At 72.1% G+C, this 15202-nt stretch carries 13 protein-coding genes and 1 pseudogene; 8 read left to right on the forward strand and 6 right to left on the reverse strand.

Annotated features, from left to right (window positions below; genetic code table 11):
* Nucleotides 1–323: 323 nt before the first annotated feature.
* From ACWEK3_RS40705 to ACWEK3_RS40715, 3 genes are all read right to left on the reverse strand, one after another.
* Nucleotides 324–1667, reverse strand: a complete 1344-nt coding sequence (locus ACWEK3_RS40705; RefSeq protein WP_453252091.1) for an endonuclease domain-containing protein — start codon at nt 1665–1667, stop codon at nt 324–326.
* 296 nt (nt 1668–1963) lie between these two features.
* Complete coding sequence (locus tag ACWEK3_RS40710; RefSeq protein WP_453252092.1) at nt 1964–2680, reverse strand: class I SAM-dependent methyltransferase; 717 nt, start codon at nt 2678–2680, stop codon at nt 1964–1966.
* A gap of 53 nt (nt 2681–2733) precedes the next feature.
* On the reverse strand, nt 2734–3249 hold the full coding sequence (locus tag ACWEK3_RS40715) for a hypothetical protein (RefSeq protein WP_453252093.1): 516 nt from the start codon (nt 3247–3249) through the stop codon (nt 2734–2736).
* A gap of 135 nt (nt 3250–3384) precedes the next feature.
* Here ACWEK3_RS40715 and ACWEK3_RS40720 point away from each other — a divergent pair, with 135 nt between their 5' ends.
* From ACWEK3_RS40720 to ACWEK3_RS40750, 7 genes are all read left to right on the forward strand, one after another.
* Complete coding sequence (locus ACWEK3_RS40720; protein ID WP_453252094.1) at nt 3385–4656, forward strand: histidine kinase; 1272 nt, start codon at nt 3385–3387, stop codon at nt 4654–4656.
* Nucleotides 4644–5294 carry a response regulator transcription factor gene (locus tag ACWEK3_RS40725; protein ID WP_453252095.1) on the forward strand — a complete coding sequence of 217 codons (651 nt, stop codon included), beginning with the start codon at nt 4644–4646 and terminating at the stop codon, nt 5292–5294. The genes ACWEK3_RS40720 and ACWEK3_RS40725 overlap by 13 nt, the downstream gene beginning before the upstream one ends.
* Nucleotides 5295–6108: 814 nt before the next feature.
* Entirely contained in the window at nt 6109–6993 is an 885-nt protein-coding gene (locus ACWEK3_RS40730) for an ABC transporter substrate-binding protein (protein WP_453252096.1), read from the forward strand.
* Nucleotides 6994–7001: 8 nt separating this feature from the next.
* Nucleotides 7002–8006: an amino acid ABC transporter permease gene (locus tag ACWEK3_RS40735; protein WP_453252097.1), complete on the forward strand. Its 1005-nt coding sequence runs from the start codon at nt 7002–7004 to the stop codon at nt 8004–8006.
* On the forward strand, nt 8003–8776 hold the full coding sequence (locus ACWEK3_RS40740) for an amino acid ABC transporter ATP-binding protein (protein ID WP_453252098.1): 774 nt from the start codon (nt 8003–8005) through the stop codon (nt 8774–8776). Before ACWEK3_RS40735 ends, ACWEK3_RS40740 begins: the two co-directional genes overlap by 4 nt.
* Complete coding sequence (locus tag ACWEK3_RS40745; protein ID WP_453252099.1) at nt 8776–10404, forward strand: N-acyl-D-amino-acid deacylase family protein; 1629 nt, start codon at nt 8776–8778, stop codon at nt 10402–10404. Before ACWEK3_RS40740 ends, ACWEK3_RS40745 begins: the two co-directional genes overlap by 1 nt.
* Entirely contained in the window at nt 10401–11249 is an 849-nt protein-coding gene (locus tag ACWEK3_RS40750) for a serine hydrolase (protein WP_361423202.1), read from the forward strand. The genes ACWEK3_RS40745 and ACWEK3_RS40750 overlap by 4 nt, the downstream gene beginning before the upstream one ends.
* Before the next feature lie 167 nt (nt 11250–11416).
* On the opposite strand, the gene ACWEK3_RS40755 is transcribed toward ACWEK3_RS40750, so the two are convergent.
* Nucleotides 11417–12340, reverse strand: a complete 924-nt coding sequence (locus tag ACWEK3_RS40755; protein WP_453252100.1) for a LysR family transcriptional regulator — start codon at nt 12338–12340, stop codon at nt 11417–11419.
* A gap of 9 nt (nt 12341–12349) precedes the next feature.
* Nucleotides 12350–13657 (reverse strand): diaminopimelate decarboxylase, encoded by a 1308-nt coding sequence (gene lysA / locus ACWEK3_RS40760; RefSeq protein WP_453252102.1) that lies wholly within the window; start codon nt 13655–13657, stop codon nt 12350–12352.
* 281 nt (nt 13658–13938) lie between these two features.
* On the opposite strand from lysA, the pseudogene ACWEK3_RS40765 reads away from it, so the two are divergent.
* Nucleotides 13939–14242: pseudogene (locus ACWEK3_RS40765) on the forward strand (alpha/beta hydrolase); the annotation flags it as partial.
* Nucleotides 14243–14680: 438 nt separating this feature from the next.
* Here the strand turns inward: ACWEK3_RS40765 and ACWEK3_RS40770 are convergent.
* Complete coding sequence (locus ACWEK3_RS40770; RefSeq protein ID WP_453252101.1) at nt 14681–14824, reverse strand: hypothetical protein; 144 nt, start codon at nt 14822–14824, stop codon at nt 14681–14683.
* Nucleotides 14825–15202 lie beyond the last annotated feature (378 nt).

A 15202-nucleotide genomic window follows, 5' to 3' on the forward strand; every position in this document is an offset into this window, starting at 1 on the left:
GCCACATCGACCACGGCGGCCGGCGTCAGCGACCTCTTAGCAACCATAGCCCAGAGGCTATTGCCATTAGCCAAGGACGTCAATCGGCACCGGAGCCGGCGAGTGGATGATTCAGACCATGACGTAGCGGCCGCGACGGTGGACCAGGGCCGGTACGTCGTCCGCGCCGAACTCCTGGCGCGACGGGTCCTGGGGATATTGGAGATGTGGGGCTGCTTGTGGCGTTGGTGAAGGAGGCGGCGGGTTTCGTGGGCGCCGGGTGGGCTGCGAACCGGCGCCGGGCGGGCGTGGGTTGACGTTGGTGTCGAATGTCCCGCGTTCGCTCAGAACAGCGCCAGGCCCTCGCCGCTGGTGTCCGCGATGACGGGCCGGAATTGGGCGGGGAGGCCGTCCAGGCGGTCGGGGCCGGCCGCGGCGGCCACGGCAGGGGCTGTCTCGGCCAACCAGGCACGAAACCGCTCGACGGCTTCGCGGTAGGGGACTCGCGCCAGGACACGGTGTTCACCGGAAGGACAGAAGTCGACGGCAATGGTGAGCAGGCAGGAACGGGGCGCGTTCTGACTGCCTGTCCAGGACACGCGCAGGACACCGCAGGGCTTGCGTCCGCGGGGGGCGCGGTGGGTCGGGCGCAGCGATCGGCAGGCTATGTGGGCGGTCCATGCGGCGAGGTGCGGCAGGGGCAGGGTGGTGCGTGCGCGGCAGCCGGGGCAGCGGTGCCAGTGGCGGAGCCAGTGGTCGGTGTCGGTGTCAAAGAGGCGTGTGTAGCGGTTCGCCACGCGGATGTCGTTGCTGTACAGGTGGTCGGGGCGTTCCTGTGTGTTGCAGGACTGGCAGACGGGGGCACGGACGTAGCCGTGTTCGTGGCAGTGGTCGAGGACTGCGGCGGGCGCAGTGCGGCAGACGGCGCACGCCCACCCAGCCACCCTGCGGGAGGTACCGGGCTTCCTGCTGAGCACCGAGTACAGCTGGCCTTCCAGCTCCTTGTTGTACGGGCGCGGTGAGGCGGCAGGGCCCTCGGGGCTCATCGTCTGCCGACCGCCGGCGTCTCGGGCCTGCCGGGGGTGGGAGGGCGGCTCGGTGACGGCTGCGCCTGCCTGGCGGGTCCGCGCGGCTTGCACCCACTGCGTTTCGGCGTGCTCGGCCGCATCCAGCAACCTGACCACAGCACGCGGCAGCCACCACGTCCGCTGCGTCCCGGTACGGGTCTGCTCCACGAGTATCTGCCGCCAGTCGATCCCCGCCAGATGGTACGCCCGGCCGCCTTCACGTCGTGCTGCCCGCTCGGGGCCGCCCAGCTCCTGCAGTTCCCACGTGATGCGCTGGCGCCAACGCTGCGGCGTTTCCTCGTTGCCCTCCCGTCTCGGCGCCCCGCGAAACGGACCGATGCGGACCAGGTCCTGCCGATCCATCCTTACCGCGTTCAGTTCCGAGGCCGCCCAGCGCACCCGGGCCTCCAAAACACTCCACTGACCGGCGCTCGCCCTCACCGTCGCCACCACATGACCGCCGAGCAGGACGTACCCCAGCCGGGCACGGGCAGGAGAGCAGGTGCATGCCCCAGAAGCCGTCGGCACAGCACTGTCGGCCGTCAGATCAACCCACAGAGCGTCCGCGGCACCCAGGGTGATCAGGCCGTCCGCGCGACCGGGCATGACACGCTCTGACATACCGACAGGCTAACGGCCACAACGCGGCAACGGGTCTCCAAGCGCCTCGGTCAGCCGGGCCGCCGCTTCCGCCCGGACTGAAGACAGACGTGGTCGCGCACGCCGAGCTGATCGACCCAGCACGATCGGAGACCGGATTCACGCAGCAGAAGCCACAGGACTCCCCTCCCACCTTGTGGGGGCGCCGCGGTTTTCGTGGCTGAACGCGGTTGGGGCGGAGCCCGCTCGCCTCTTGGAGCGGCCTAACCGCGCGCCAGGTTGTTCAGCTCGCTGATCGCGGTGCCTGCGTGCGGTGCTCACGCTTGCCCGTCGTTGGTGTCCCGGTCGCTGTGGGCGAGGCGCTCGCTCTGGTGGCCTGGCGCGTCGGCTCTGCAGGGTCGGAAGCGGGCGAGGTATGCCGGGCTTGGGCCGCGGCGCTCGGTCAGGTGGAGGCCGGCGGCGTCGGCGAGCCGGTGCAGCCGGCCGAAGGGGATCCAGTGCCGGTCGAAGAACTCGCCGATCACCAGCCGCCCGCCTGGTGCCAGCACCCGTGCCGCCTCGCGCAGTACCCGATCCGGCTCGGGGATCTCGCCGAGCGCGGTCACGGCGTATATGGCGTCGAATGTCCCGTCGGCGTAGGGCAGTTCACGTGCGTCCGAGCGGGTGGGCCTGATCGTCGCCAGGCCGTCGCGCTCGGCGCGGCACATCACGTGGTCGAGCATCTCCTGCTGGAGGTCGAGCACATCGAGCCGTCCCTCCGGCCCGAGCTGCGGGGCGACGTGCAGCGACTGCAGGCCGGTCCCCGGGCCGATCTCCAGCATCCGCTCCCCCGGTCGCGGCCGCAGTACGGCGTCCATCCGGCCGGCGGTCAGGAACGGCAACGGCACGTCGAGCAGGCCGCGTTGGGCGTACGGATAGGGCGCTGTGTCGCCCAGCCACCAGGCGGCGGCCAACGCGGCGCCCGCGCCGGCGGCGACCGCCCAGCGGGTCCGGGCCGGGATCGGGGCGATGGGGGCGGTGGTGATGCGGTGCATGGTGTTCTCCGGTGGATCGATTCGGTCCGTGGTATGCAGTCGGGCGGTCGGCGTCACGCGGGCCGGCTCAGCGTCCGCAGCGCCAGCCGGCCGCACAGCGCGGCGAGCGGCAGCTCGGCGCCGAGCGCCATGGCGACCGCGGTGGCGAAGTCGCCGCCCGGGGCCGCGGTCGTGGTGTCGAACCAGGCGTCCACCACAAGCAGCGTCGCGGTCGCGGCGGCTGCCAGGGCGTGCCGCCGGTCGCCGCGGGCGGCGAGGAGGCCGGTGGCGATCAGGCCGAGCGCCTCCAGCGCGTCGAGCCCGACCCAGGCGACCGGCCAGTGCGCCGCGGTCGCGGTGGCCGGCAGGCCGGTGGCTAGCACGTACAGCCACGGCAGCAGGGCGAGCCCGCAGGCGACCAGCAGCCACCCGGCCCGCCGCATGCCCCGCGCCGGGCGCGGCTCCTCCGCCTCTTCGTGGAGCGGGATGACCTCGGCGCGGTCGAAGCCCTCGGCACCGGCCATTTCCTCATCGCACAAGGCCAGTTGACGCATCGTCTTCCCCCGCTCCCCGCCGGCTCTCCCCTTCACGTGCTCCACCCTCCGCCGCACACCAGGGCGCCGTCAGTCACGCAGGGTTCCGACCCGGGGTGGAGATAAGTGCACCCCCGAACCGGGCGGGAGCGTCATGGCACGGGGATGGCCTGCGGCTTTACCGTTTGACGCATGCAACTCACGACGTGGCTGCAGCTGGTGCTGGGCCGGCCGTTCCGCAGGGCGGGACACCGGACCGCGCTCGTCGCCGCCGGCCTGCCGCTCCACCTCGCCGTGGTGCCACTGTGGCTCTGGCTGCTCGGCACGATGGCGGCGTTGGTGCGCGCGCCCGGCGCGGTGGCCGTGACTCCGCTGCCCGTGCTGCTCACGCTCGTGGTGACACCCCTGCTGACCGTCGGGCAGCGGCGGCGCTACCGGGCGCTCGTCGGCAAGGACCTCCCGCGCCCCGCCGTACCCGGGCCGGGACGCAACTGGAAGTCGGCGGTGCGCCGGCTGACCGGCCGGGCCTTGTGGCGGCAGGTCTGCTACCACGCCGTGGCGGGTCCGCTGCTCGCCGTCCTGGACCTCGCCGTCCTCGCCGTCTGGGCCGCCGCTCTCGTGGCCGCCTCCATCTACGTGTGGATCTGGGCGCTGCCCCCGCAGTGGCGGGTCACCGACCTCGGGTACACCACGCAGGCCGCGTACATCACCGCCGGCGGCCTCGCCCTGCTGTTCCTCGGGCCCCGGCTGACCGGCGCTCTGGTGCGGCTGGAGACCCGGGCGGCCGAGGTCCTGCTCGGCCCCAGCCGCACGGAGAAGCTGGCCCGCCGGGTCGCCGACCTCGCCGAGAGCCGGGCCGGCGTGCTCGACGCCGCCGACGCCGAGCGGCGGCGGATCGAGCGCGACCTGCACGACGGCGCGCAGCAGCGCCTCGTCTCACTCGCCGTCAACCTGGGCCTGGCCAGGGCCACCCTCGGCGACCTGCCGGCGGATGCCCGCAAGGTGATCGACGAGGCGCACCGCGAGGCGAAGGAGGCGATCGCCGAGCTGAACAACCTGGTGCGCGGCCTGCATCCGGCCGTCCTTGAGGACCGCGGCCTCGACGCCGCGCTGTCCGGGGTCGCCGCCCGCCTCCCGATCCCGGTGCGCGTGGCGGTGGACCTGCCGCAGCGCCCCTCACCCACGGTCGAGGCCGTCGCGTACTTCGTGGTCTCCGAAGCCCTGACGAACGTGGTCAAACACGCCCAGGCGACCCGGGCGGACGTGACCGTGGAGCGGATCGCGGAGACACTGCTGGTGGTCGTCGCGGACGACGGAGCGGGCGGCGCGGATCTCGCGGCGGCCGGCGGCACCGGGCTCGCCGGGCTCGCCAAGCGCGTCGCGTCCGTCGACGGCACGTTCTCCTGCCGCAGCCCCGCCGGGGGCCCGACCGTCATCACCGTGGAGCTGCCATGCGCGCCGTGATCGCCGAGGATTCCCTCTTGCTGCGCATCGGCGTGGTCAAGGTGCTGGAGGCGGCCGGCTTCGAGATGTGCGCGCAAGTCGCCGACGCAGAAGGGCTGCTGGCAGCCGTCGAGGAGCACCGGCCCGACATCGCCGTGGTCGACGTGCGCATGCCGCCCGGCTTCACCGACGAGGGAGTACGCGCCGCGCTGGTGATCCGCCGCCAGTACCCGCGTACCGCCGTGCTCCTGCTGTCGCAGTACGTGGAGGAGCGGTACGCCGCCGATCTGCTCGCCGCCAACACCTCGGGCGTCGGCTATCTGCTCAAGCAACGCGTCGCCGACGTCCAGGAGTTCGCCGAGGCGGTACGCCGGGTGGCGGCCGGCGGCACCGCGCTCGACCCGCAGGTCGTCGCGCAGCTGCTGGTGCGCCGGCACAGCGATCCACTCGACCGGCTTACACCGCGCGAGCGGGAGGTGCTGGAGCTGATGGCGGGCGGCCGGTCCAACTCCGGCGTCGCCGCCGAGCTGGTGGTGAGCGAGAGCGCTGTCGCCAAGCACATCAACAGCATCTTCACCAAGCTCGACCTGCCCAAGGCCGACGCCGACCACCGCCGCGTCCTGGCGGTGTTGCGCTTCCTGGGCGTTGCGACCGCATAGTACGCGATCCTGCCCGTATGCCCAGTCGACAACGGTACTGATCGCCATTTGGTGGGGAATGCGGCACCTTCGGACAGGTGCTCTTCACCAGGCTTTGCCGCGCTGGGAGTCGAAGGTGGTGGCCGTCGTGCGCAGGGCCATGGCATGGGTGGGGCCGGTCAGCGCTGGTGTATTCGCAGTCTTCGGGGTTGGGCGGGATGGCTCGGGCTGGTCGGTCGGCTGTTGTCCGGAGCAGATGTGATGTCAGGGCGGTCGTCGCGTCAGCGCCTTCGTCCCGGGTTCGGCGGTGCGGGGGTGGGGGAGTCGGCCGGAGCCGGGGAGGACTGGCCGGGAGCGGTCGAGGTCGCCTGTGGGCTGCGTTGTGGGGCGGCGAGAACGCGCTGCTCGTCGCATTCCGCACGTGTGGCGCCGCTGCTCAGCATGCTGGTGGCTTCGGCCAACGCGGTGCGGGCGGCGGTGAGGTGGGCCGCGATCCGGGTTCGGGCGAAGTCGGCGTTATCTGCGTCCAGACCTGGCGCGACGTCGTCGAACTCCCCCGTCGCTTGTCGGGGGGACGGGCACCTTCCCCGCAGGGCTCAGGAGTCAACGGCATGAGACGAGGATGGAACAACCACACATGGAAGTCAACAGATTGCTTTAAACAATCAGTTCAATCGCAGGGGATCTCTCGACGCCTGACTGACTGGCGCCCCGCCCCTCGGCACCGTGAGCAGTACCAATTTCGATGCTCAGCCGTGAATAGCTTCATCATCTTCCATTCACCGACAGGCGGCTGCCAGCATCGGCGCACCGTCACCGCGTGAGGGAGAACCCCATGAGACGCCCCCGTCCTCTGCGCTGTCTGGCCGCAATGGCCCTGGTCGCCCTCGCGGCCACGTCCTGCGGACGTTCCGACCAGGGCAGCACCCCGTCCGGCAGCGAGCCGAAGACCGCCGCCGGCAAGACCGCCGCCGACCTGCTGCCCGCGCAGTACAAGAAGAGCGGTGTGCTCCGTGTCGCCACCGCGGTCGGCTATCCGCCGATGGAGATGTACAAGCCGGGCACCACCGAACTCACCGGCGTCGACCCCGACCTGGCCGGGGCGATCGCCAAGAAGCTGGGACTCAGGCTCCAGCTCACCAACGCGGCCTTCGACGGCCTGATCCCCGGTCTGCAGTCCGGACGCTTCGACCTGGCCATGTCCTCCATGACCGACAGCGCCCAGCGCCGCCACGCGGTGGACTTCGTCGACTACTTCCGCACCGGCGGCGTCGTCATGACGAAGAAGGGCAATCCGGAGGGCGTCAAGACTCTTGCGGACCTGTGCGGCAAGGCCGTCGTCCTCGCCAAGGGAAGCTCGAACCTGGACATCGGCGAGCAGCAGAACGCGAAGTGCAAGGACAAGATGCGGATCTCGCAGAGCGAGGACGCACCGACCGGACTGCTTCAACTGGACAGCGGACGTGCCGTGGCGACCATCGTCGACTATCCGGTGGCCCAGATGTTCGCGCAGAAGGGCAACGCGTACCAGGTGCTGCCGACACAGTATGGCGCCGCTCCCTGGGGCATCGCCGTGGCGAAGAACCGGAGCGGTCTGCGCGACGCCGTCCAGAAGGCCCTTCAGGACCTGATCGACAACGGCGAGTACCGGAAGATCCTGGGGACCTGGGGCGTCGCCGACAGCGCCGTCCCCCGGGCCACCCTCAACGGCGGGCAGTGAGTCCCGAAGTGAGCACGGACATGACCCGCCACGGCCCAACCGATTCGGCACCCGGCAAGGCACCCGCGCCCAGCAGGGCACCGGCACCCGCCGCCTCCGGCCCGACGCCCCAGGAGGACGACCTGTCCCTGGAGGTGACCGGCCGTCCCCGCCCGGGGCGCTGGTTCGCCGTCCTTGGCGCCGTCCTCTTCGCGGTGTGGCTCGCCTACACCGTCATCGTCAACCCGAACCTGCACTGGGACGTCATAGCCAAGTACCAGTTCGACAGCGTGATCCTTGAGGGTCTGTGGGTGACGGTCCAACTCACCCTCATCTCGCAGGCCGTGGGCATCGCCATCGGGGTCGTCACCGCGGTGATGCAGCTCTCCGACAGCCCGGTGCTGCGCCTCACCGCCGGCGCCTACACCTGGTTCTTCCGCGGCACACCGCTGCTCGTACAGCTGATCTTCTGGTTCAACCTGGCCCTGCTGTTCCCCGAGATCAGCATCGGTGTGCCGTTCGACGGGCCGAAGCTCGTCAGCTGGCAGTCCAACCAGGTCATCACCGGATTCGTGGCCGCGCTGCTGGGCCTGTCCATCAACGAGGGCGCCTACATGGCGGAGATCGTGCGGGCCGGCATCCAGAGCGTGGACCCCGGGCAACGGGAGGCGGGTGCCTCCCTCGGCATGTCCCACCGCAAGATCCTCACCCGTATCGTCCTGCCACAGGCGATGAGGGTCATCATCCCGCCGTTCGGCAACCAGTTCATCTCCATGCTCAAGACCACCTCGCTGGTCTCGGTCATCGCCGGCGCCGACCTGATGACCGTCTCCCAGCACCTGTACCTCGCCAACTTCGAGGTCATCGCGCTGCTGGTGGTGGCGTCCATCTGGTACTTGGTGCTCACCACCATCGCCAGCGTCGCCCAGCACGCCGTAGAGCGCCGGTTCAGCCCCGGCGCCGCCCCGCCACTGCGCCGCAGGGTCCTGGCCAACCTCGTACCCGGGCGTGTCACCAAGGAGACGGCATCGTGAACGACGTGGTCCTCAGGGCCCGCGGGGTCCGCAAGCGGTTCGGCGACACCGAGGTGCTGAAGGGCATCGACCTCGACGTCCGCGCCGGCGAGGTGCTGTGCGTCATCGGACCGTCCGGGTCCGGCAAGTCGACCCTGCTGCGCTGCTTCAACCACCTCGAACGGATCGACGCGGGACGCGTCTGGGTGAATGGCGAACTCGTCGGCTACGAGCAGCACGGCACCTCCGGCCGCACCCTGCGCGAACGCCGCGCACGCGACATCCAGCGGCAGCGCGAGCGGATCGGCATGGTCTTCCAGCGCTTTCACCTTTTCCCGCACCGCACCGCGGTGCAGAACGTGATGGAGGGTCCGCTCGCGGTCAAGGGCCGGAACCGCGCCCAGGCCGAGCAGCAGGCCCGTGAGCTGCTGGACCGCGTCGGTCTCGCGGACCGCGCCGGCCACTACCCCGGCCAGCTGTCCGGCGGGCAGCAGCAGCGGGTGGCGGTCGCCCGCGCCCTGGCCATGGAGCCGACGCTGATGCTCTTCGACGAACCCACCTCCGCGCTCGACCCCGAACTCGTCGGCGAGGTCCTGGGCGTCATGCGCGACCTGGCCCGCAGCGGGATGACGATGATCGTGGTCACCCATGAGATGGGCTTCGCCCGCGAGGTGGCCGACCGCGTCCTGTTCATGGACGAGGGAGCCGTCGTCGAGGCCGGACGCCCGGACGAGCTGTTCACCGACCCGCGGCACGAGCGCACGCGGGCCTTTCTGTCCACGGTGCTGTGATGGGCCGCCCCATGGACCTGCTGTTCCGCGGCGGCACACTCGTCGACGGCACCGGCGCCCCCGCCCGCGAGGCGGACATCGCGGTGACGGGCGGAAGGATCACCGTGCTTCCCCCGGGCGCTCCGGCCGACGCGGCCGAGGTCGTGGACGCCGAAGGGCAGGTCGTCACACCCGGGTTCATCGACGTACACACGCACTCCGACGCCCTCGCCGCACCCCACGACGCGGACGCAGGCGCGGACGCCGCTGAGGCGGTCGAGGATCTGCGCCTGGCGTCGCTGCTCCAAGGCGTCACCACCGAGATCTGCGGAAACTGCGGCACCAGCCTGTTCCCCTCACTGCCCGAGCGGCTGCCGGAACTCGCCGAGCACCTGCGCGTCACCTTCGGTCTCGGCCCAATCCAGCCGGCCGTGGACTTCGAGGCCTTCGCCGCCGGGCAGGACCCGGACCTGCGCCGGACCCACCTCGCCTCACTGGTCGGCCATGGCACGCTCCGCGCCGGAGTGATGGGCTTCGAGGCCCGCCCGCCAAAGCCCGGTGAGCTGGAGACCATGTGCCGACTGCTCGACCAGGCGTTGAGCCAGGGCGCGGCGGGCCTGTCCACCGGGCTGATCTACCCGCCCGGCACCTACGCCGACACGGAGGAGATCGTCGCGCTGGCCCGCGTCGCCGCACACCACGGCAAGCCGTACGTGACCCACCTGCGTGACGAGATGTCACAGGTGGAGACCGCCCTGGAGGAGGCCCTGGAGATCGCGGTGCGCTCGGGCGCACCCCTGCAGATCTCCCACCACAAGACCGCGGGCCGCCACGCCTGGGGAGCCACCCTGCGCACCCTGCCCCGGCTGGAACGCGCACGCGCCGAGGGCGTCGACGTGCTCTGCGACGTGTACCCCTACACTGCGGGCAGCACCGTCCTGCACGCGATGCTGCCTCCGTGGACCAGCGAGGGCGGCGTGGGTGCCCTGCTGGAACGGCTGCGCCGGAGCGAGGTGCGCGACCGCATCCGGGCGGACATCGGCGGCGGTGTCGAGGGCTGGGAGAACACGGTGGGGAACGGGGGCTGGGACCTCATCGCGGTGGCCGCCGCCCAGACACACCCCGAGGCCGAGGGCCGTCGCATCGCCGAGCTGGCCGCCGAGCGCGGCGTCGACCCGGTGGACTACGTGTGCGACCTGCTGCTGGCCGAGCAGGGCGAGGTGACCATCATCAGCCACTCCATGCGCGAGGACGACGTCCGCCGGGTGCTCGCCAGCCCCCTGTCGATGATCGGCTCGGACGGCGTACCCAAACCGGGCCGCCCGCACCCCCGTTGGGCGGGCAGCTTCCCCCGGGTCCTCGGACACTACGGGCGCGACCAGGGGCTCCTGCCGCTGGAGACCGCGGTGCACAAGATGACCGGACTGCCCGCCCGGCGGTTCGGACTCACCGGGCGCGGTGTGGTCCGCGACGGTGCGATCGCCGACCTGGTGGTGCTCGATCCGGCCACCGTCCGCGACGGCGCCACCTTCGACAGGCCGCTGGAGGTCCCGGAGGGCGTCGGCACCGTCGTGGTGGCGGGGCGGACGGCCGTACGCGGCGGCCGCCCGACCGCGGTGAGGGCGGGAGAGGTGGTGAGAGTCCGATGAGTCTGGCCCAGGTGGCCGCGGCGGCGCGCCGTTCGGCCGCGCTGCCGCTCACGTTGTCCGTGGCCGCCGTCGACGTGGATGGCGGCCGGACGGTGGGCGTCGACGACGACACCGTGCTGCCCGTCGCCTCCGCCTCGAAACTACTGCTGCTGGCCGAGGTGTCCCGCAGTCTGGACACCGGTGAGCTGGATGCCGGCCGGCCCGTCGAGATCCGCGACGAGGACGTGGCGGGCGGTACCGGGCTGCTGCGCCGGCTGGGCCGCGGCGGCTGGACCATCGAGGACCTGGCCTGGCTGACCGCCTCGGTCAGCGACAACACCGCCACCAACGCGCTGCTCCGGCTGGTGGGGCGCGAGTCCACCGCACGGCTGGCCGGACGGCTCGGGCTCGACCACCTGGCTCTGCACGACGTCGTCCGCGACGTACGCGGCCCGGATGTGCCGCCGGTGTTCGCCACCGGTACCGCCCGTGACCTGGCGCGGCTGGTGACGCACGCGGTACGCGGCACCATGGGCTCGCCGGACGCCTCCGCGCGCCTGCTGGGCTGGATGCGCGCCAACACCGACCACGGCCTGGTCCCCGCGCTGGTCGGGCACGACCCGTACGCCCCGGGATTCCCGGAGCCGCTGCCCGGTGGGCTCCTCGTGGCCAACAAGACCGGCACCGACGCCGGGGTGCGCGCCGACGCGGGCGTGTTCATCGGGACACGCCGGCTGGCGTACGCGGTGGTGGCGCACTGGGACACGGACCTGGGGCCCAGCACCGAGCGGGCCGCGGTGCACGCCATCCGGGAGGTGGGCCGTGCCCTCGCGGACTGTGCCCACCGCAGCCGCGCCCGCGCGTGATAGTGGCTGCCCGGCACGCCATGTGCCGCACGCCGCAGCCGGTCCCCCCGCCAGGGCGGACCGGCTGGGGCCACGCCCACGCCGACCGCGCCGGGATCGCGCACTCCGCCGGGCCGGCGGCGTGGCCGGCGCGGTGAGCGCCTACGCTTGTGCCGGCATGGTCGCGGTCACGACCACTGCATCTCCAGCAGCGACCGCACCTCGGCGGCGGCGGACCGCAGTTCCACGAGGAAGTCCCGCAGCAGTGGATTGCGGTTCGTGCCCCGGGTGGCGACGCCGATCCGCCGGTGCAGCTGGGGATGGTCCAGCCGGCAGACATGCACCCCCGCGGTGTCGCCGAGGCCGAGGGCCGGGACCAGCGCGATTCCCATCCCCGCCCGGGCCAGGTTGACGGTGACCTGGTAGTGGTCGCTGCGGCAGCGCACCCGGGGGCGGAATCCCTCGGCCGCGCACGCGCGTTCCAGGACCGGCTCGCCGGTGTCGCCGCCGCGGGTGCCGATCCAGCTCTCGCCCTCCAGCTCGGCCAGCCGGACCGCGGTGCGCCGGCCCAAGCGGTGCCGCAGCGGCACCACCACCATCTGCGGCTCCTCGAAGAACATCTCCACCTCCACGGCGGCCTGGCGGCACCAGGGGTCGAGCGGGTGCTCGAAGACCACCGCGGCGTCCAGCCGGCCCGCCTCCAGGTCGGGCACCAGCTCGTGCGGCTGGCCCATGATCAGCTCCAGCTCGACCTGCGGTCGCTGGGCCGCGAAGGCCGACAGCGTCCGCGGCAGCAGGTCCAGGCCCGAGGAGGCGAAGAAGCCGAGCCGCAGCAGCCCCGCCTCGCCCTCGGAGTGCGCCCGCAGATCGTCCTGCGCGACGGCCATCAGATCCGCGATCGCCTGGGCGTGCTCGGCGAGCCTCGCTCCCGCGGCCGTCAGCCGCAGGCTTTGCGGAGCCCGCTCCACCAGCGCCACCCCGAGTTCCTGCTCCAGCCGCGCGAGCTGGTGCGAGATCGCCGACGGACTCAGGTGCAGCGCCTGGGAGGCGGCCACGATGGTGCCCCTGCGGGCGATCTCCAGCAGAACGTGCAGACGGGCGCTGTTGAGCATCGGGCCAGGCTAGGCCGCCCCGGCGGTCTGCGCCCGCACCGGGTCCCCGGTACCGGACCGCATCATGCCGAGGGACGGCGCCACCGCCGCGTCGGCCGCTTCGGAGACGTCCAGGCGCAGCAGATCCTCGTCGGTCTCGCGCCGGACCACGACGCGGGCACGGCCGTCGGCCACGAAGACAACGGCGGGACGTGGCAGCTTGTTGTAGTTGGAGGCCATGGCGTAGCCGTAGGCGCCGGTGACGGGCGTGGCCAGCACGTCCGTCACACGCAGGTCGGCGGGCAGCGCGGCATCGTCGATGATCACGTCACCGCTCTCGCAGTGCTTGCCGACCACGCGGGCGCGCAGCGGTCGCGGCGCTCGTGGGCAGCGCGGCAGAAACGCCTCGTACCGGCTGCCGTAAAGGGCGGGGCGGAGGTTGTCACTCATCCCGCCGTCGACGCCGACATACGTCCGCACGCCCTCGATCCGCTTGATCGTGCCCACCCGGTACAGGGTGATCCCCGCCCGGGCGGCGATGGAACGCCCCGGCTCGACGGTCACCTCACCGCTCCAGCCCGAGCCGCGCACCGCGTCCCGCATCCGCGCGGCCCAGTCCGCGAACGACGGCGCGACCTGACCGGCTTCGTACGCGACTCCGAGCCCGCCTCCGACGGTGAGCCGGTGTGCCCGTACCTCCACCGCGAACCGGGCGACGGCCGCGGCTCCCCGCGCGAGCTCCACCGCGTCCAGCACCTGGGAGCCCACGTGAGCGTGGACGCCTTCCAGGATCATCGCGGGAGACCCGAGAGCCCTGCCCACGGCGGCCGCGGCGGCTCCGTCGGAGATGCCGAAGCCGAACTTGGAGTCGTGGCCCCCGGTCCGGATTGCCTCATGGGCGCCCGCGGCGACACCGGGCGCCACCCGGAGCTGGACCCGGGCCGCGGGCAGGTGCTCCTCGGCGTGCAGGCGCTCGATCCGCTCCATCTCGTCGAAGCTGTCGACCACCACATGCCGTACCCCGGCCAGGAGCGCGGTGCGCAGCTCCGCCTCGTCCTTGTTGTTGCCGTGCAGCACGATCCGGTCGGCGGGCACGCCCGCGTGCAGGGCCACCCGTAGCTCGCCGCCGGAGGCGACGTCGAGCAGGAGGCCCTCCTCGTGGGCCAGCCGCGCCATGGCCGTGCACAGAAAGGCCTTGGAGGCGTAGGCCACGTGGCCCCGGCCGAACGTGGCGACCGCCTCCCGGCAGCGCCGGCGCAGGTGTTCCTCGTCGTAGACGAACAGGGGTGTGCCGAAGCGCTGCGCCAGTTCGGTGAGCAGGATCCCGCCGACGGCCAGCCCCTCCGGACGGACCTCGGGAGGGGCAGCAGACCCGCTTCGATGGCTGACGACACAGTTCCTCCCTCGACACCGGCTGGGGGGACCGGCTCGCAGCCATCCTGCGGTCTGGGACCGGGGCGGAAAAGCGCATTCTTCCGGGGCTGAGCCTCAGGAATCCCGATGCTCCGGGCTGGCCGGACCGCCGCCGTGGATGCGCAGCCCCACCATGATTTCGCTGGTGGGGCGCGTGATCAGGAGCTTGGCGGTCTGTGCCCGCCCGCGCGGAAAAGTGCGCCTGGAACCCCTGGCAGTTCGAGGAGGACCCGGCGCTCGTAACGCTGCGCGAGGCCGCGCATCTGCTGGCCGCGCGCGCCGACTGGCCCGCCCTGTACGACCTGAACCGGCTCGCGGGCAACAGTGTCCCGGTGGCGGCGGCCGTGTACTTCGACGACATGTTCGTCGACCGCAAGCAGCCCCTGGAGACCGCGGGCAGTGGCCCGTGGTCTGCGGCCGTGGATCACCAACACCCATGCCCACGACGGCGTCCGCGCCGACGCCGCCGTGCTGGACCGGCTGATCGCGATGGTGCGCGGCGAGGTGTGAGGCACCGGCCCGCCGACCCGGTGCTGATCCCTGCTCGGCGTCGTACGAACGGGGATCGGCGCTGGGTCGGCGGGTCCTCGTATCCGGGACCGGACGGTGGCTGCGCGGGGGGTGGATCAGGCCCTTCAGGTGGTCAGTCAGGGCCGTCCTGCCGAAGACGGTAAGGACAGTTACCCGGTCGACGAAGAAGCTGCCGAGAGTTCAGTCGACGGAGCCTGGGAGCCGGCCGCCGCCGAGACGGGACGGCCAGCCCGCCGCCATGAACGGTGTCCCCGAGCGCGCACGGTGCGTGCCGTCGTACCAACTCGTCGACGCACCGTGAGCCAGTACCAGCGCGAGTCGCTGCCAGGCCTGGGGCAGGCGGCGCCGGCGTCGGCCGCCTCGCCCCGGAAACCCCGGTGGCCGGCCGCCTCACGGCGCTCGACTCCGAGCGCCGGTTCACCGCTGCTCCTGCCAGGTGCGGACCTGGTGGCGCAGCTCGACCCGGGCGGCCGGCATGCGGCCCGGCCCGCTCCAGTAGGGATGCCACCACAGCCGGACGGACAGCCCCTGCAGGACTTCGTGCACACGCTGGTCACTCACCACCCCAGCGACGGCCACGACTACATAGCCGTCCTTGCCCTGCGCACCCCCCAAGTAAGACGGCTGCCGTGCCGACCACCGGTGGGGAGGCGCTGTGGCGCCGCGGTCGCCGCCGCGCCGACCGCGGCGGCGACCCTCAACCCACTCTCCCCGGCAGACAGCCCCCTGCGGAGCCCCGGGTCATGGCCCATTCACAACACGCAGGGCACCTCCACGCCTCTTTACATGCCGCCTCAGCACCGCTGCTGGCGCCTGCGGCCATGGCCCTGAGAGGGCGTTTGATCTAGACGAGTCATTCCGATGTGATTAGTGGTCGTAGGCGATCAGGGATCGCATGACCGGCTGTCCGGTCTTGTGGTTGTGCCAGATCGCCGCGGC

It is taken from the genome of Streptomyces sp. NPDC004721, assembly GCF_053601495.1.